This window comes from Sphingomonas sp., assembly GCF_023266535.1.
GTDB lineage: Bacteria > Pseudomonadota > Alphaproteobacteria > Sphingomonadales > Sphingomonadaceae > Sphingomicrobium.
The window spans coordinates 19,766-36,194 of record NZ_JAHFPY010000018.1; the positions used below are offsets into that span (position 1 = coordinate 19,766).

18 protein-coding genes and 3 tRNA genes are annotated in these 16,429 nt (G+C 64.1%); 6 read left to right on the forward strand and 15 right to left on the reverse strand.

The window, feature by feature from the left end:
* The first annotated feature begins 132 nt into the window (after positions 1-132).
* A complete protein-coding gene (locus Q0C64_RS04325) occupies positions 133-561 on the forward strand; it encodes an energy transducer TonB (RefSeq protein WP_294121069.1) in 429 nt (142 codons plus the stop codon).
* 56 nt (positions 562-617) lie between these two features.
* Here Q0C64_RS04325 and Q0C64_RS04330 read toward each other — a convergent pair.
* Positions 618-694 (reverse strand) — tRNA-Met (locus tag Q0C64_RS04330).
* A gap of 126 nt (positions 695-820) precedes the next feature.
* On the opposite strand from Q0C64_RS04330, the gene Q0C64_RS04335 reads away from it, so the two are divergent.
* Positions 821-1,234 (forward strand): DUF3775 domain-containing protein, encoded by a 414-nt coding sequence (locus Q0C64_RS04335; RefSeq protein ID WP_294121071.1) that lies wholly within the window; start codon positions 821-823, stop codon positions 1,232-1,234.
* A 127-nt stretch (positions 1,235-1,361) separates the two neighbouring features.
* Here Q0C64_RS04335 and Q0C64_RS04340 read toward each other — a convergent pair whose 3' ends face one another.
* Positions 1,362-1,736, reverse strand: coding sequence for a 2'-5' RNA ligase family protein (locus tag Q0C64_RS04340; RefSeq protein WP_366004274.1), 375 nt, complete (start codon positions 1,734-1,736; stop codon positions 1,362-1,364).
* 6 nt (positions 1,737-1,742) lie between these two features.
* On the reverse strand, positions 1,743-3,692 hold the full coding sequence (locus tag Q0C64_RS04345; RefSeq protein WP_294121072.1) for a potassium transporter Kup: 1,950 nt from the start codon (positions 3,690-3,692) through the stop codon (positions 1,743-1,745).
* A 188-nt stretch (positions 3,693-3,880) separates the two neighbouring features.
* Here Q0C64_RS04345 and ald point away from each other — a divergent pair, with 188 nt between their 5' ends.
* Complete coding sequence (gene ald, locus Q0C64_RS04350; protein ID WP_294121073.1) at positions 3,881-4,981, forward strand: alanine dehydrogenase; 1,101 nt, start codon at positions 3,881-3,883, stop codon at positions 4,979-4,981.
* Here ald and Q0C64_RS04355 read toward each other — a convergent pair.
* The 9 genes from Q0C64_RS04355 to Q0C64_RS04395 all read right to left on the reverse strand — a co-directional run bounded on the left by Q0C64_RS04355 (position 4,966) and on the right by Q0C64_RS04395 (position 10,943).
* Positions 4,966-5,610, reverse strand: coding sequence for a tetratricopeptide repeat protein (locus tag Q0C64_RS04355; RefSeq protein ID WP_294121074.1), 645 nt, complete (start codon positions 5,608-5,610; stop codon positions 4,966-4,968). The genes ald and Q0C64_RS04355 overlap by 16 nt on opposite strands.
* Positions 5,610-6,014: a cytochrome c-type biogenesis protein gene (locus Q0C64_RS04360; protein WP_294121075.1), complete on the reverse strand. Its 405-nt coding sequence runs from the start codon at positions 6,012-6,014 to the stop codon at positions 5,610-5,612. Before Q0C64_RS04360 ends, Q0C64_RS04355 begins: the two co-directional genes overlap by 1 nt.
* Complete coding sequence (locus tag Q0C64_RS04365; RefSeq protein ID WP_294121077.1) at positions 6,011-6,538, reverse strand: DsbE family thiol:disulfide interchange protein; 528 nt, start codon at positions 6,536-6,538, stop codon at positions 6,011-6,013. Before Q0C64_RS04365 ends, Q0C64_RS04360 begins: the two co-directional genes overlap by 4 nt.
* Positions 6,535-8,463 carry a heme lyase CcmF/NrfE family subunit gene (locus tag Q0C64_RS04370; RefSeq protein ID WP_294121078.1) on the reverse strand — a complete coding sequence of 643 codons (1,929 nt, stop codon included), beginning with the start codon at positions 8,461-8,463 and terminating at the stop codon, positions 6,535-6,537. Before Q0C64_RS04370 ends, Q0C64_RS04365 begins: the two co-directional genes overlap by 4 nt.
* Entirely contained in the window at positions 8,460-8,885 is a 426-nt protein-coding gene (ccmE, locus tag Q0C64_RS04375; protein WP_294121079.1) for a cytochrome c maturation protein CcmE, read from the reverse strand. Before ccmE ends, Q0C64_RS04370 begins: the two co-directional genes overlap by 4 nt.
* A complete protein-coding gene (locus Q0C64_RS04380) occupies positions 8,882-9,010 on the reverse strand; it encodes a hypothetical protein (RefSeq protein ID WP_294121080.1) in 129 nt (42 codons plus the stop codon). Before Q0C64_RS04380 ends, ccmE begins: the two co-directional genes overlap by 4 nt.
* Positions 9,007-9,726 carry a heme ABC transporter permease CcmC gene (ccmC, locus tag Q0C64_RS04385; RefSeq protein ID WP_294121081.1) on the reverse strand — a complete coding sequence of 240 codons (720 nt, stop codon included), beginning with the start codon at positions 9,724-9,726 and terminating at the stop codon, positions 9,007-9,009. Before ccmC ends, Q0C64_RS04380 begins: the two co-directional genes overlap by 4 nt.
* Before the next feature lie 56 nt (positions 9,727-9,782).
* A complete protein-coding gene (locus Q0C64_RS04390) occupies positions 9,783-10,832 on the reverse strand; it encodes a Glu/Leu/Phe/Val dehydrogenase dimerization domain-containing protein (RefSeq protein ID WP_294121082.1) in 1,050 nt (349 codons plus the stop codon).
* A gap of 34 nt (positions 10,833-10,866) precedes the next feature.
* A tRNA-His gene (locus Q0C64_RS04395) sits at positions 10,867-10,943 on the reverse strand.
* Positions 10,944-11,024: 81 nt separating this feature from the next.
* Here Q0C64_RS04395 and Q0C64_RS04400 point away from each other — a divergent pair.
* Both Q0C64_RS04400 and Q0C64_RS04405 read left to right on the forward strand, forming a co-directional pair.
* Positions 11,025-11,465, forward strand: coding sequence for an HIT family protein (locus Q0C64_RS04400; RefSeq protein ID WP_294121083.1), 441 nt, complete (start codon positions 11,025-11,027; stop codon positions 11,463-11,465).
* 77 nt (positions 11,466-11,542) lie between these two features.
* Positions 11,543-12,259, forward strand: a complete 717-nt coding sequence (locus tag Q0C64_RS04405) for a Crp/Fnr family transcriptional regulator (protein ID WP_294121084.1) — start codon at positions 11,543-11,545, stop codon at positions 12,257-12,259.
* A 73-nt stretch (positions 12,260-12,332) separates the two neighbouring features.
* On the opposite strand, the gene Q0C64_RS04410 is transcribed toward Q0C64_RS04405, so the two are convergent.
* From Q0C64_RS04410 to lon, 3 genes are all read right to left on the reverse strand, one after another.
* Positions 12,333-12,407, reverse strand: a tRNA-Val gene (locus Q0C64_RS04410).
* A gap of 70 nt (positions 12,408-12,477) precedes the next feature.
* Positions 12,478-12,750, reverse strand: a complete 273-nt coding sequence (locus Q0C64_RS04415) for an HU family DNA-binding protein (RefSeq protein ID WP_119530479.1) — start codon at positions 12,748-12,750, stop codon at positions 12,478-12,480.
* An 87-nt stretch (positions 12,751-12,837) separates the two neighbouring features.
* Positions 12,838-15,240, reverse strand: coding sequence for an endopeptidase La (lon, locus tag Q0C64_RS04420; protein WP_294121089.1), 2,403 nt, complete (start codon positions 15,238-15,240; stop codon positions 12,838-12,840).
* Between the two features lie 59 nt (positions 15,241-15,299).
* Between lon and Q0C64_RS04425 the strand changes: the two genes are divergently transcribed.
* Positions 15,300-16,429, forward strand: a 1,130-nt coding sequence (locus Q0C64_RS04425) for a DUF3857 domain-containing protein (protein WP_294121090.1), incomplete at its 3' end; no start/stop codon positions are given.

The following is a 16,429-nucleotide window of genomic DNA, read 5'->3' on the forward strand; positions in this document are numbered from 1 at the left end:
CGAAATGTCGCATGGTGCTCCCATATGAAGTGGGATCGATCTCCGCGCCGGCGAGCGCAAGGCGGCAACCCGGGGAGTCTAGTGAAGCGTCGAAGCCATCCACGGTCACCCGTCCAACACGCTCGCAACCCTTTGTGGGCGCCGTTCCTGCTCGCCTTCCTTGCTGCAGGAGCAATCTGGACCTGGCAGCAATGGCAGCTCCAGCCCGATGCCCCGGACGAACCCAAGGAGACATCCTCACCACCGGGCGCTCAGCCGAGGGCTCCGGCTGCCGACCCCGCAAAAGCTAATCTCGTCGCGCTTTTTTCGACCGATGACTACCCAATGGAGGCAATTCGCAACGAAGAACAAGGAACAACCGCCTTCCGCGTGGAGATCAATCGCAGCGGCCGGGTGTCGGATTGCATCGTCACATCGAGTAGCGGCAGCGATGCGCTCGACGAAGCAACTTGCAAGATATTGGAGCGCCGTGCCCGCTTCGTACCGGCAAGGGATAGCGCCGGAAACCGCGTGCCTGACGAATATTCGGGCCGGATTCGCTGGGAGCTGCCGGACGATTGAACAGGCTGAACCCGAATTGAGGTGAACATGTCCCCCGGACAGGCTGCGCGTGAAAATGGTAGCGGAGGAGGGACTTGAACCCCCGACACGCGGATTATGATTCCGCTGCTCTAACCAGCTGAGCTACTCCGCCCCGAAAAGGCCTTGCCTCATAGGCGTGACGCGGGCCTATAAGAGCCACGTATCAGGGCGTCAACAAGGGTGGAACCCACCACCCCTACCCTCGTTCAAGGGCGAGGAACTGGAGGCCTGTGAATCGATGGAACCGCTGACACCGCTCGACACGATTTGCCGCATCATCCTTCGTGCCAAGGAATATGAAGCGCAGGTTCCGACCGATTATGACGGGGGCGAGGCCCCCGAGAATGTCGATGACGAAGAAAGCGGTGAAACGCTGTCGGTGCTCGACGATTCAATCAACACGAGTGTCGAGGAGGAGCTGATCGCTTCTTTCGAGGATCTGGCCGACGACCAGCAGGCCGAACTGCTCGCCTTCGCCTGGGTCGGCCAGGGGGCCTATGACGCGTCGGACTGGGACGAGGCGTTCGAAGCTGCGTCCGAGGAAAACAATGTGGTCGACGAGCTGATGGACATGCCGATGCTGGCCTCGGTGCTGGAATCTGGCCTGGCGGCATTCGATCTCAGCTGCGACGGGATCGGCGACCTCACTTAGCGCCTCGGAATTTATAGGTCGCCAGCGTTTCCCAAGGCCCGCCGCGGTAGCCGTGCAGCGACAGGCCGGCGATACCGAGCGGCCTTGGCCTGAAATCCCTTTCCAGAGCGTCGAGCAAGGCCTTTGCCTATCTGCCCGAAACCTTGTTCTGGATGGTGATGTGCGGCCGCCACCCAGCGGCATCCGGGGCGGACAGCATGCCGTGGAAATGGTCGGCAATGGCCTCGCGAATGGTTTCGAGCTCGCCAGAGACCACACGGTAGGCGACGCCGCTGCTGAGGTTCATCAGCCCCGCGATCGTCGCCGTGGGAGGAGGCGATTTGGAATGAAGCGCCAGTTGATGGCGAACATTCTCGACCTCTGAGGGTGGCAGGGCCTGGAACATGGTCAAATGGACCGGGACGCGGTTCAACTCGGCCGGATAATGGGCGCGCCGAAGACCCTCCAGCCATGAATAGTCGTCGGCACTGAAGTCGGCGGTGACGATCAGCGGGCCGGCCACGGGGACTCAAATCTCGACTTGGGAGCCCAACTCCACCACCCGGTTGGTGGGCAGCTTGAAGAACTCCATCGCGCTTTCCGCGTTGCGCAGCATCCAGGCGAACAGTTTCTCGCGCCAGATCGCCATCCCCGGGCGGGCCGAGGCGATCAGCGTCTGGCGGGCGAGGAAGAAGCTGGTGTCCATCATCTTGAACTGCGGGCCGCACGCCTTGACCTGCGCCAGGGCGGCAGGAACGTCGATTTCCTCCATGAAGCCGTAGCGCAGGATAATGCGGAAGAAGCCGGCGCTATAATCCTTGGTCTCGATCCGCCGCTCCCCGGCAACGAACGGCACATCCTCGATCCGGACCGTGAGCAGCATCACCCGCTCGTGCAGCACCTTGTTGTGCTTCAAATTGTGCAGCAGCGCGTGCGGCACGCCGGTCATCGACGTGGTCATGAACACGGCAGTGCCGGGAACGCGGGCGGCACTGGTCGCGGCGGACTTGATGAATACCTCGATCGGCAGGCTGGCTTCGGCCATGCGGTCGATCATCAGCTTGCGGCCCCTGGCCCAGGTGGTGAGGAAGGTGAAGGCGATCGCGCCGACCAAGAGCGGGAACCAGCCGCCAGCAGGGACCTTCAGCAGGTTGGCGCCAAAATAGAGGATATCGATGGTGGCGAAGATCACCAGCAGCGGGAACGCCTTCCAGGCTGGCCACTTCCACAGGGTGAACAGTACGACCGAGATCAGCACCGTATCGATTGCCATCGCGCCGGTTACGGCGATGCCATAGGCCGCGGCCAGGTTCGACGACGACCTGAACCCGAGTACCAGGCAAATGACCATGATCATCAGCGCCCAGTTGACGGTAGGGATATAGATTTGCCCGGCGGCATGCTCGCTGGTGTGGCGAATGCTGAGGCGCGGGATGAAGCCCAGCTGGATGGCCTGCTGCGTGACCGAAAAGGCCCCTGAAATCACCGCCTGGCTGGCGATGATCGTGGCCAGGGTGGCGAGGATGACCAGCGGCAGGCGGAACTGGTCGGGCGCGAGGAAGAAGAACGGGTTTTTGACCGTCTCCATCGCCTGCTCGGGCGGTAGCGACAGCAGCAAGGCGCCCTGCCCCATATAGTTCACCAGCAGCGCCGGCATGACGAAGAACAGCCAGCTGAACTTGATCGGGCGGCGGCCAAAATGACCCATGTCGGCATAGAGCGCCTCGGCGCCGGTCACGGCCAGCACCACGCTGCCCATGGCGATGAACGCCCGGAGCGGCTCGGAAAGGTAGAACTCGATCGCATTCCACGGATTGAACATCGCGGTCAGGACCGCCGGATGCTTGACGATATGCATGCCGCCGAGCACCGCCAACGCGATGAAATAGACCAACATAATTGGTCCAAACATCAGCCCGACCTTGGCCGTGCCGCGGGCCTGGATGGCGAACAGGCCGATCAGGATGGCGATCGCGGTCGGGACGACGTAAGGCTCGAAGCCCGCCTGGACGGTGGTCAGGCCCTCAACCGCCGACAGCACCGAGATGGCCGGTGTGATCATGCTGTCGCCGTAAAACAACGCGGTGGCGAACACGCCGAGCATAACGATGCCCATCGTCCACTTCTTTTTCTCGCCTTCCGCGGCGGTGCGGTTGATCAGCGCCAGCAGGGCGAGGCTGCCGCCCTCCCCCTTATTGTCGGCGCGCATGATGATGGTGACATATTTCAAGGCCACGATGATCAGCATCGACCAGAAAATCAGGCTGAGTACGCCATAGATATGGAGCGCGTCGGGAACGAGCGTGTGGTGCCCCGCGAACGTCTCGCGGAAGGCGTAGATGGGCGAGGTGCCGATATCGCCGAAAACGATACCGACCGCGCCCACCATCAGCTTGGCGAGCGATCCCTGGCCGTGGCCATGACCTGGAATTTGGTCGCCGGTGGCGATCTCTGCGGTACCGGCGGGAGAAATGCTCATACTCTTCAATGGCCCTCACGGCGCTGTGCAGCGCGGCGCGCCGCCTTAGACCTTGATCGTTTCAGGCTCAACCAGACTGGCGCGTTAATCAAGCTCTGCCGCAAAGGCGACTGGCAAAAAGACGCTGCAATCATATGCAGCCGCCGCTATAGGGCCGCCAACTTTCCCAATTTTGGAGCGACCTCATCATGCGCATCGGTGTGCCGAAGGAAATCAAGGTTCATGAATATCGCGTCGGCCTGACACCTGCTTCGGTGGCGGAACTGGTCGCGCATGGCCATGAAGTGTTCGTCGAGACCAAGGCCGGCAACGGTATCGATTGCCCTGACAAGGCCTATGAGAAGGCCGGGGCGACGATCCTGCCGACGGCCGCGGATGTGTTCGCCAAGAGCGACATGATCGTGAAGGTCAAGGAACCGCAACTCCCGGAAATCGAGCTGCTCGAGCCGCGGCATATCCTGTTCACCTACCTCCATCTTGCCGCCGACAAGCCCCAGGCCGAAGGGCTGATGAAGTCGGGCGCGACCTGCATCGCTTATGAAACGGTGACGTCGCGCACGGGCGCGCTACCGCTGCTGAAGCCTATGAGCGAAGTCGCGGGCCGCATGTCGGTCCAGGTCGGCGCACATTATCTCGAGAAGGAGCCCGGCGGCCGCGGCGTGCTGCTCGGCGGCGTTCCCGGTGTTGCCCCGGCCAAGGTGGCAATCCTTGGCGGCGGCGTTGCGGGTGTCAACGCGGCGCAGATGGCGGTTGGCATGCGCGCCGACGTCACCATTTACGACATTAGCAACGAGCGGCTGGCCGAGCTCGACATGTTCTTCGGTTCGCAGATCAAGACTGCCTATGCCTCGCGCGACGCCATTGCTCGCGCGGTCGATGAGGCCGAGCTAGTGATCGGCGCGGTGCTGGTGCCGGGTGCGGCGGCGCCCAAGCTGGTCACGCGCGACATGTTGAAGACGATGAAGCGCGGGTCGGTGTTGGTCGATATCGCCATCGACCAGGGCGGCTGCTTCGAAACCAGCCATGCGACCACCCATTCCGACCCGGTGTTCGAGATCGATGGCGTGATCCATTACTGCGTTGCCAACATGCCTGGCGCAGTGGCCCGGACCAGCGCTTTCGCGCTCAACAACGCGACTCTGCCGTTCGCGCTGAGGATCGCCAATCTGGGCGCGGAAGAAGCGATGCGCCAAGATCCGCACCTCGCCAACGGCCTCAATGTTTCGGGCGGCAAGATTCGCCACCAGGCCGTCGCCGAAGCGCTCGACCTGCCTTACGAGCCTGCCTGATTGGTTGCGGGGGGCGCCGGTACGGCCGGCGCTGCCCCGGATAACACCAAAATCGCGTCCTCGATCATTGGCCGCCAGCTGGCATCGGCCGGCGCATCGGCGAGGATGCCCTGCCACAGCCGGATCGCTTCCTCAGGGTTGCCAGAGCGCGCTTCGGCCAGGCCAAGGAAGAAGCGCGGCGCCGGATAGCCGGGCGCCAGCTTGATCGCGCGCTGATAGGCGTAACGTGCGGATGGCGTCAGCATGCGACTATGGTCGGTCAGCGCGTTGCCGAGGCCAACCCACAGCCGGTAGTCGTCGGGATGGCGCCTGACCTGGCCCCTAAGCAGGTTGGCCGCGTCCTCGGTATTGCCGTGAGACGCGAGTGCTTCTGACATACTGAGCCAGGCATCGGCGGCGTCGAACTGGCCCATCAGGGCGTGGCGCGCTCCGCTGAGCGGCAGCGGCGGTGCCCGGTCAGCGGCGTCCCGCGGCGTCCCGGCCAGATATGGGCGCCCCTGCATGGCGTAGCCGGCGCAGGCGAAGGCAATTGCCGCCGCGGCCAGGGTGAGGATCGGGCCGCGCAGCCTCATCAGCCACAGCAACGCAAAGGTCAGCAGCGCCAGCGCGCCAAGCCAGACATAGCCCATCAGCGGCGCCTCCGGACGAAGCGCTTGCGCAACAGCAGGGCGCCGACAAGCAGGAGCGCAATTGGCGCCGCCCACAGCGGCCAGGTCAGCGGCTCGACCGGCGGCCGGTAGCTGACCCAATCGCCATAGCGCTCGATCAGCCATGCCCCGACCTGCTCAGGCCTCTCGCCGGCGGCGATCCGTTGACGAACCAGGGCGCGCATGTCGCCGGCCAGCTCGGCATTGCTGTCGGCAATCGACTGGCCCTGGCACACGAGGCAGCGCAGCTCCTCCATCAGCGCCTTGGCTTCAGCCTCCTGGCGAGGGTTGGGCAATTGCTGGTTGGCCCAGCGCGCCGGCGGCAGGCTGGAATCGGCCATGGCCGGCGCGGCGCAAAGCAACAGCAGGGCGAGCAAGCGCCTCATTTCGCCGAGTCCCATTGTGCGAGCAGCTTGGGAACATCGCCGGGCTCGATCGGGCCCATATGCTGGTAGCGAATGATGCCGCGACCATCGATAATGAAGGTTTCCGGCACGCCCGATGATCCCAAGGCGAGCTGCGCCTTACTTTCCGGGTCGGCGCCGATCCGATCAAACGGATCGCCACGCTCGGCCAGGAATTCGGCAACGTCGGCCGGACGGTCTCGGACAGCAATCGCATCAATTGCCACGCCCTTGGACTTGAGCTCGGCGAGCAATGGCGCCTCAGCGATGCAGGGCACGCACCAGCTGGCGAAGACGTTGATCATGCGGCGCTGACCATGGGCAAGGTCGGCCGAGGCCAGCCCCGATTTGCCCGGAACGGCCGCAGCCAGCGTGAACGTCGGCACCGGCTGGCCAATCATCTTGGACGTGATTTTCGTATCTGCGGGGCTGCCGAGACGCCAGGCGACCGCGCCGACGAAAGCGACCAGCAGCAGCAACGGCAGGAAGCGCAGCGCCCGGCTCATGCGTAGGACTCCGCGCGGTAAAAGCCTTCGTCACGGCGCCGCCGCTTAAATAGCCGGCCCAGCAGCGCCAGCGTGCCGCCCAGCGCAATCAGGAAGCCGCCAAGCCAAATCAGCGTGACGAACGGCTTCCACCACAGTCTCAACTGCCAATGTTCGTCGTCCGTCTGCTCGCCAAGCACGGCATAGAGCTGGCCGTTCCAGCTGGTATCGATCGCTGCTTCGTTGGTGGTGGTCGGCGGCACGGCGAAGAAGCGGCTCTGCGGCACCAGGACCGTCACGCCCGATCCGCGCGAAGCCCGCAACTCCGCTTCCATCGCCGTCCAGTTAGGGCCGGCAAGCGGAGCGATGGAACGGAACTCGACCAGCCAAGGCCCGACAGCAATCCGATCGCCCGGCCCGGCAACGGCCAGCCGTTCCTCGGTAAAGGCGCTGTCGGATGCCATGCCGAGGATGGCCACGGCCACGCCGAGATGGGCCAAAACCATGCCCCAGATCGCCAGCGGCGTGCGCCGCAGCGAGCGGCCGACCAGCGGCATCAAGCTGCCCGGAATGAGCGCGCCGCCGATCGCCAGGCCAAGGCGCGGCAACAGGCCGATTTGAGGAACCAGCAAGAAGCTTGCGGCCAGTACCGCGATCGCCACCAGCAGTGCCGGCACCAGCCTTGGCAGGACAGGCTTGGCATCGCGCCGCCATTTGAGCTGCGGCGCGATCAACATCAGCGCGGCGAGGACTAGCGCCAGCGGGCTGGCGACGCTGTTGAAGTAAGGCGGTCCGACCGACAGCTTGTCGCCGGACAGTGCCTCGGCGATCAACGGATAAAGCGTGCCGACGAAGACGATTCCGAGGATTACCGACAGCAGCAAATTGTTGGCGACCAGCCCGCCTTCACGGCTGACGATCTCGAACGGTGCACCTTCCTTCACATGGGCAATCCGCAAGGCGAACAGGGTCAGCGCCGCTCCGATGTACAGGGTTAGCAGCGCCAGGATGAAGGTCCCGCGCAGCGGATCGACAGCGAAAGCATGGACCGAGGTCAGGATGCCCGAGCGAACCAGGAAGGTGCCGATCATCGACATGGAGAAAGCGACCAGCGCCAGCATCATCGTCCAGGCGCGCAGGCCGCCACGCGCGGCCAGCACATTGACGCTGTGCAGCAGCGCCGTCGCCGCGAGCCATGGCATGAGCGAGGCGTTTTCGACCGGATCCCAGAACCACCAGCCGCCCCAGCCCAGTTCATAATAGGCCCAATAGCTTCCGGCAGTGATACCAAGTGTCAGCAGGATCCAGGCCGCCAGCACCCATGGCCGCATCGCCCGGGCAATCGCCGGACCGACATTGCCGCGAATGAGACCGCCAACCGCAAGGCTGAAGGCGACCGACAGGCCGACATAACCGAGGTAGAGTGTGGGCGGATGGAAGGCGAGGCCCGGGTCCTGGAGCAAGGGATTGAGGCCGCGGCCATCGAGTGGTGTCGGGTCGAGCCGCCGGAACGGGTTGGAGGCAAACAACAGGAAGGCGAAGAAGCCCAGCGCCAGCGCCGCCTGGGCGCCAAGGCTTGCCCCAAGCGTTTTCCGGTCAAGCCGACGCTCGAACAAGGCAACGACCGCGCCGGCCAGGGCAAGGACCGTCACCCACAGCAGCATCGAGCCTTCATGGTTTCCCCAGGCGCCGGCGAATTTGTAGAGCCATGGCTTCTGGCTGTGGCTGTTCTCGGCGACCAGCTGCACGCTCATGTCGCTTCGCAGGAACAGGTCGATCAGCGCGGCGAAAGCCAACAGCGTGACCACGCCCTGCGCCACGGCGACCGCACGCACCGTGGCGATCGCCTTGCCCTGCTCGCGGCCCAGGCCGCAAGCCAGCGCCAGTTGCAGCGCCGCCAGTGCTGCTGCCAGCCATAGTGCGGCAAGTCCGGCTTCGGCAATCACCGGGCGCTGACCTCTTTGGCCATCTGCGGCGGCATGTAGCGCTCGTCATGCTTGGCGAGGATATTGTCGGCAACGAACAGACCGTCGGGCTGGAGCCGGCCCTCAGCGACCACGCCATTGCCTTCCTTGAACAGGTCCGGCGTGATGCCGCGGAACACGACCGGCGTTTCTGCCTTCATGTCGCTGACCGTGAAGCGGATGGTGAGGCCATCAGGATCTCGCCGGAGCGAGCCCTTGATCACCATGCCGCCGAGCCGCATCGCCCGGTCGGGAGTCGCCTTGCCTGCGGCGATGTCGGATGGCGTCACGAAATAGGCCGCGCGATCCTTCAGGCCCCACATCGCCAGCAACGCCGCGCCGACCAGCGCGGCCGCCGCCAAGATGATGAGGATCAGCCGCTGATGCTTGGGACGAACGATCATCGGCGCTTGGCCGCCTCCGCGTCCCCCTCCGCCTTGCGCATGGACAGATAGGACCAGGCAACCAGGCCGGCCGTGGCGAGCCCTGCGGCCACGTAGGCGGCAATGACGAAGGCCCATTGGCTCATTCGGCCACACTCCGGCGCAGCCGCGCCTCGAGCTTGGAGCGGGCGAGATCGGCGCGCATCAGCATCAACGTCACCGCAGCGAAGATGGCGGTGAAGCCAACCATCGTCAGCGGCAGCGGCCACAGCAGTTCGGGCGCGATCGACGAGCCGCCGGTGAGGCTGAGCGATTGGCCCTGGTGCAGTGTGCGCCACCACAAGACCGAATAATGAATGATCGGCAGGTTGACCGCACCGACCAGGCCGAACAGCGCCGCCATCCGCCCGTCACCGCCGCGTTCGCGCTCGGCCGAGGCCAGCGCGATATAGCCGAGGTATAGGAAGAACAGGATCAGCATCGAGGTCAGCCGCCCGTCCCATTCCCACCAGGTGCCCCAGGTCGGACGCCCCCAGATGGAGCCGGTGGCAAGGCACAGCGCAGCAAAAGTCGCGCCCGCGGGAGCGACCGCGCGCCCCGCCACCGCCGCGAGCGGGTGGCGCCAGACCAGCTGGCTGATCGAGGCCGCGGCGATGGACGCCCATCCGGCCATGCCCAGCCAGGCTGCGGGGACGTGAATGTAGAGGATGCGGACGGTGTCGCCCTGAAGATAGTCGGGCGGCGTCACTGCCAGGCCGCCGTATATCCCGGCCAGCAGCAGCACGACGCCGATGAACAGCAGCCAGGCCGTGGCGGGCCGGGCGAACTTCAGGAAGCGGGCGGGGTTGGCGTAACCGTGCATGGTGGCTGGCCTGCGCCGTAGCGGACCCCTGCCCTTCCTTCAATTGGCCGAAATGATCAGCGGCGACCGATCAGCTTTTGGGCCATCGCGTCGGCGACGCAGGCGGGATCGCGATCGGTCGCGGCGCTTTCCGCCCAAATCTGCTCGAGCCGGCCCGGGATCGCCTCGATCCGCGAGCGGACCAGGTCCGGCCCGCCATCGCCGAGATATTCGGTTGAGACGTTGATGATACCGCCAGCGTTGATGACATAATCCGGCGCATAAAGGATGCCGCGGGCCTGCAGCCGCTCGCCGTCTTCCGCCGTCGCCAGCTGGTTGTTGGCACCGCCGGCAACGATCGGAGTGCTTAGCCGGGCAATCGATTGCTCGGTCAGGATTGCGCCCAGTGCGCAAGGGCTGACGACGTCGGCTTCGATGAATAGGATGTCGTCGGGCGTGACGACGCTGCCGCCGGTCTCCGCGGCAAGGCTTTCCGCGCGTGCCCGGTCAACGTCGGCAATCGACAGCCTGGCGCCTTCGGCTGCGGCCTGGCGCGCAACCCCACCGGCGACGCTACCGGCACCCTGCAGAGCAATGTGCAGGCCATTGAGGCTGTCCTTGCCTAGGGCGCGCTTTACCGCCGCCTTGATCCCCAGGAACACGCCCAGCGACGTGTGCGGACCTGGATCGCCGCCGACCTCGCCGCCGCCGACCGGAAGCCCGGCGACAAACTTGGTCTGCTTGGAGATGTCGATCATGTCGGCGACCGACATGCCGACGTCCTCAGCTGTCACATATTTGCCGCCGAGCGAGTTCACCGCCCGGCCAAATGCCGCCAGCATCTCGGGCGTCTTGGTGCGGGTCTGGTTGGCCAGCACCACCGCCTTGCCACCGCCCAGCGGCAGCCCGGCCATGGCGTTTTTGTAGCTCATGCCGCGCGACAGGCGCAGCGCGTCGGTCAGCGCATCCGCGTCATTGGCATAGTGCCACAGCCGCGTTCCGCCCGCGGCCGGCCCGAGATGGGTCGAGTGCATGGCGATGATCGCGCGCAGCCCGCTCCTCTCATCGGTGACGAAATGGAGCGCTTCATGCGCATCGAAATCGGGGTATCCCCAGGGGGTGTTCATGGATCGCCTAACCGCCTGTCCGGCAAAGGAAAACTGGGGCGATCGACGGGACTTGAACCCGCGACCCCCGGTACCACAAACCGGTGCTCTAACCAACTGAGCTACGATCGCCATGTTGCGTCTTTGAAGGGACGCGCGGCCCCCTTAAGGAAGCCCCTGCAGCTTGGCAAGCAATAGCGGAAGGACCCGGCGATGGCCAACGAGACGATGCGGAAATTCGGATACCCGGACAGCCTGGTCCGCGAATATGAGCATTGGGTGGTTTTGCTTCGCCCAGGTCAAGTCACACTGGGCTCATTGGTTTTGGCAGCCAAGTCCGATGCAACTGCCTTTGGGTCATTGCCAGCCGGCGCGCATGCCGGGCTGGCAACCATTACCGCGGAGCTCGAGGCCACGCTCAAAGCTGAGACGAGATATGAGCGGATCAATTATCTGATGCTGATGATGGTGGACCCCCACGTCCACTTCCACGTCTTTCCGCGGTACGAGGGCGAGCGCGCGTTCCAGGACGTGGCAATCGCGGACTCGGGATGGCCCGGTCCACCCGACCTCAAATCCGCCGTGACGATGGCCCCGGAAGCATTCGATGCGCTTTGCAAACGGTTGATGCAAAATTGGTTAATAATCTATTAACTGTCTTTATATTTCAGTGCTATGATAGTGCTTGCGCGAGCGTAACAAGCAGAGCATCCCTCCCGCGGGGAGAACTGATGACGATTCGACGAGCCCGCTCGCCGGCGGAGACCGGTGTGAACCTGCGCGACACATTGTTGCGGGCGGGCCTGGCCTCCAAATTTGTCGAGCTGTTCGTCGAAATGCCCCATAAGGTGGTTCACGTCGAACCGCGACGTCCCTTCCGCGACCCTGGCGCCACCCGTGATGAAGTGATGCTGGTGCGATCCGGCATCCTCGCCAAGTTCAAAAGCGATGGCAGCGGCCGGCGTCAGATCGTCGCGCTGCGCTTCCCCGGCGAAGGGATCCTGCCGCACGAAGGGGTGGCTGATTTCGGCCTGCAAGCCATTGTCCGCAGCGAAATATTGGTCGGGCGCGCCGAAGATTTCGACGCGATCGTCGATGCCAATCCGGAGGTTGCCCGCTTCTTCTGGAAGCTGGTCCAGCGCCAGAATGCGATCAGCTATGAATGGCTGGTCAACACGGGGCGGCGGGACTCAACCGCCCGCGTCGCACACCTGCTATGCGAAACTGCGGCGCGGATGGGCATCGACGTCCGGCTGCAGCCGATGATCAACCCCTTCACCCAGCAGCAGATCGCGGACATCACCGGCCAGACCTCGGTCAACGTCAACCGGGTGTTCGCCGACCTCGAGCGCCAGGCCCTGATCAAGCGGCGCGGCCGCGAGATATTGTTCACCGACTGGAACGAACTCCGTCGCATTGCCGGCTTCCAGCCGGGGTATTTGCAGTAGGCAGGGTTGCGCGAGTGATCGCTTTGCGATGCCCGAAACTCGAACTGTCCCCCGGACAGTCCGGTTTCAGGCATGGTGGGCGCGACAGGGATTGAACCTGTGACCCCACCCGTGTGAAGGGTGTGCTCTACCGCTGAGCTACGCGCCCATGCCCTGAAAACCTGCCAATGACAGGAAGCGACGCCGTTAGAGGAGGGTGTCGCGGCTGTCCAGACCCCCTACTGAACCGCGTCCTTGAGGACTTTTCCGGGGCGGAACTTGGGTTGCGACGTCGCCTTGATCTGCATCGGCTCGCCGGTGCGCGGGTTGCGCCCGGTCGATGCCTTGCGCCGCGTCACCGAGAAATTGCCGAATCCCACCAGTCGGACCTCATCGCCTCGCTTGAGGGTCGAGGTGATCACCTCGAGCATCGTTTCGACCGCCCGGCTGGCATCATTGCGTGAAAGTCCGGCGCGGTCCGCCACATGACCGATGAGTTCCTGCTTGTTCATGTCCAAACTCCCGGAACTACGCCGCGGGACTCGCGGCCCCCAAGAAACCCCCATTTAAGGCAATTTCCGGCGATTGAGTCAAAGGACTTAGTGACGAACGGCGGGTCCTTCGCCACCAACGGCGGGATGAACCACCGGTTCGGTGGCCTGTTCGTCGGCATCGGTCCATTCGATCGGCACCATCGGCTGGGTCAGCGCCCGGGCCAGCACTTCGTCAACATGGCTGACCGGCACGATTTCCAGCGCCTCCTTCACCGACGCCGGGATCTCGGCCAAATCCTTTTCATTCTCGGCCGGGATCAGCACGGTGGTTATGCCGCCGCGCAACGCCGCGAGCAGCTTTTCCTTCAGGCCGCCGATCGGCAGGACGCGGCCGCGCAGCGTGACCTCGCCGGTCATGGCGATGTCCCGGCGGATCGGGATCGCGGTCAGGGTCGAAATCATCGCCGTGACCATGCCAATGCCGGCAGACGGCCCGTCCTTGGGAACGGCGCCTTCGGGTAAGTGAACGTGAATGTCCTTGCGCGCGAAGATCGAGGGCTTGATCCCGTAACTTGGGCTGCGAGCTTTGACGAAGCTCATCGCCGTCTGGATCGATTCCGTCATCACCTCGCCGAGCTTGCCGGTCGTGCGGATCTGCCCCTTGCCGGGCACGGTCACCGCCTCGATGGTCAGCAGTTCTCCGCCGACTTCGGTCCAGGCCAGTCCGGTGACGGCGCCGATCTGATCCTCTTCCTCGCCGACGCCATAACGGAAGCGGCGAACGCCCAGATACTCGCCAACATTCTCGGGAGTCAGCGTGACCGTCTCGGTCTTCTTTTCGAGGATCTGGCGGAGCGATTTGCGGGCGATCTTTGCCAGCTCGCGCTCCAGCGTGCGGACGCCCGCCTCCCGCGTGTAATGACGGATGATGGCGCGAAGACCCCCATCAGCGAAGGCCAGCTCGCCTTCCTTCAGGCCATGGGCCTCGACCTGCTTGGGGATCAGGTGGCGCTTGGCGATCTCGACCTTTTCGTCCTCGGTGTAACCCTCCAGCCGGATGATCTCCATGCGGTCGAGCAACGGTTGGGGCATGTCGAGCGAATTGGCCGTGGTGACGAACATCACGTCTGACAGGTCATAGTCGAGCTCCAGATAATGGTCCTGGAAGCGGCTGTTCTGCTCGGGATCGAGCACTTCGAGCAGCGCCGACGACGGATCGCCGCGGAAGTCCTGGCCAAGCTTGTCGATCTCGTCGAGCAGGAACAGCGGGTTGCTGGTCCCGGCCTTCTTCAGATTGGCGATGATCTTGCCCGGCAGCGAGCCGATATAGGTGCGGCGGTGGCCGCGGATTTCGGCCTCGTCGCGCACGCCGCCGAGCGACTGGCGGGCGAACTCGCGGCCCGTCGCGCGGGCGATTGAGCGGCCGAGCGAGGTTTTGCCGACGCCGGGCGGGCCGACCAGGCACAGGATCGGGCCTTTCAGCCGGTTGGTGCGGGCCTGGACCGCGAGATACTCGACGATCCGGTCCTTGACCTTCTCCAGTCCATAATGGTCCTCGTCGAGCACGGCTTGCGCTTCGGCGATGTCGCGCTTCAACCGCGACTTCTTGCCCCAGGGCAGGCCGAGCAGGACATCGAGATAATTCCGTGCAACCGTCGCTTCGGCGCTCATCGGCGCCATGCCGCGCAGCTTCTTCAGCTCGGCATTGGCGCGGTTGCGGGCCTCCTTGGAAAGGCGCGTCTTGCGGATCTTGGCGGCCAGCTCGTTGAGCTCGTCCCCGCCTTCCTCGGCTTCGTTGCCGAGCTCGCGCTGGATCGCCTTCAGCTGCTCGTTCAAATAATATTCGCGCTGGGTCTTCTCCATCTGGCGCTTGACGCGGCTGCGGATTTTCTTCTCGACCTGGAGCACGCCAAGCTCGCCTTCCATGAAGGCGAACACCATCTCCAGGCGCCTTGCCGGATTGAGCTCGCCGAGCAGTGCCTGCTTGTCGCTGACCTTGATCGACAGGTTGGAGGCGACGGCGTCGGCGAGAATCGAAGGGTCCTCGATTTCGCTGAGCTGCATCGACGTTTCGGCTGGCAAGCGCTTGTTGAGCTTGGCGTAATTGTCGAACTGGTCGATCACCGAGCGCATCAGTGCCTGGGATTCGGGGCTGGCGGCCTGCTCCTCGTCGACCAGCTCGACCTCGGCCACCTGATGACCGTCGGCATCGCGGAGATTGACTAGCCTGGCCCGCTTTGCGCCCTCGACCAGCACGCGGACGGTGCCGTCCGGCAGCTTTAAGAGCTGCATGGCCGTGGCGATCACGCCGAGATCGTAAAGAGCGTCACGGTCGGGGTCGTCCTCCGATGGATCGAGCTGGGCGACCAGGAATAGCTCCTTGTCGGCGGCCATCGCCGCCTCAAGCGCGGCGACGGATTTCTCTCGGCCGACGAATAGCGGAACGATGCGATGCGGGAAAACCACGATGTCGCGAAGGGGTAAGACCGGAAGGGTACGAGTTGTCATGGCCAATATATGGGCGGAGGCTTTGGCGAGCGCAACGGTACTTGCCGACTCTAACGGCGATGCTAGCATGGGATCGCCGAAAGAGTTGGGGGGTTTCGATGAATATGCGCGTGGGCCGCGGGGCCCTGGTAAGTGTTGCGTTATTGCTGAGTTCCACAGCTGCCAGTGCAGTTGATCCGACGCCAGGCCGCGGCCCCAGACCGGATTGGGTCACGGCCCTTCCCATCCCCGATCCCGACCCCTCGCGAAAGGAGGAGGCGGCGCAGTTCCTGCTGATGGCGTCCCAATCAAGGTTCGCCAAATCGGCGCTCGATATCTTCTTCGAATATGCCATCGTTCCCCAGACGGTCGCTGGTTTGCAGGGCGCTGGGACGATCATCCTGCCCTGGAATGTTTCCCAGTCGGAACTCGTGATCAACCAGGTCGAACTCCGCCGGGGAAGCCAGGTCATCGACCTGCTCAAGGATGCCGAATTCACCGTTCTGCGGCGCGAGAATAACCTCGAATATGCCAAGCTCGACGGCCTGCGCACCGTGGTACTGCCAGCCAAGGGATTGAAGCTGGGTGACGTCGTTCATGTCGCCGCGACCTATCGTGTGAAAGCGGATTCGGTCGGTACGCAGCTGGATAACCAAATCCAGTGGAAGCCGCCGGCACGCATCGGGCTGTTCCAGGCGCGGGTGCTGGTCGAGCCGGGCCTTGACGTCAAATGGCGGGCTGCCCCGCAGGTCGACAAGCCATCCATCACCACGACGGCGGCCGGCACAGTTTATTTGTTCGAGAAGCGCAACGCCGAACCGCCGAAATTTCCCAACGCCATGCTCGCGGCCGACAGGGCGTTGGACGTCCAGTTCACGCGCATCGGCAGCTGGGGCGAGATTGCAAAAACCTTCCAGCCACTGTTCGACGAGGGCCGCCGAATTCAGCCTGATTCGGATCTGGCCAGGCAAGCGGATCGCATCGCCGGCGAGAACAAGGATCCGGCCAGCCGGATGATGGCCGCTCTGCGATTGTCCCAGGAGCAGGTACGCTATGTGGCCTTGCTACTGGGCGACGGCGCCTACGCACCGACGCCGGCAGAGGAAAATTGGGACAGCAAGTTCGGCGATTGCAAGGGCAAGGCCGTCATGTTGCTTGCGTTGTTTGACCGCATGGGGATTGCAGCGGTGCCATTGCTGGTGAAATCCGA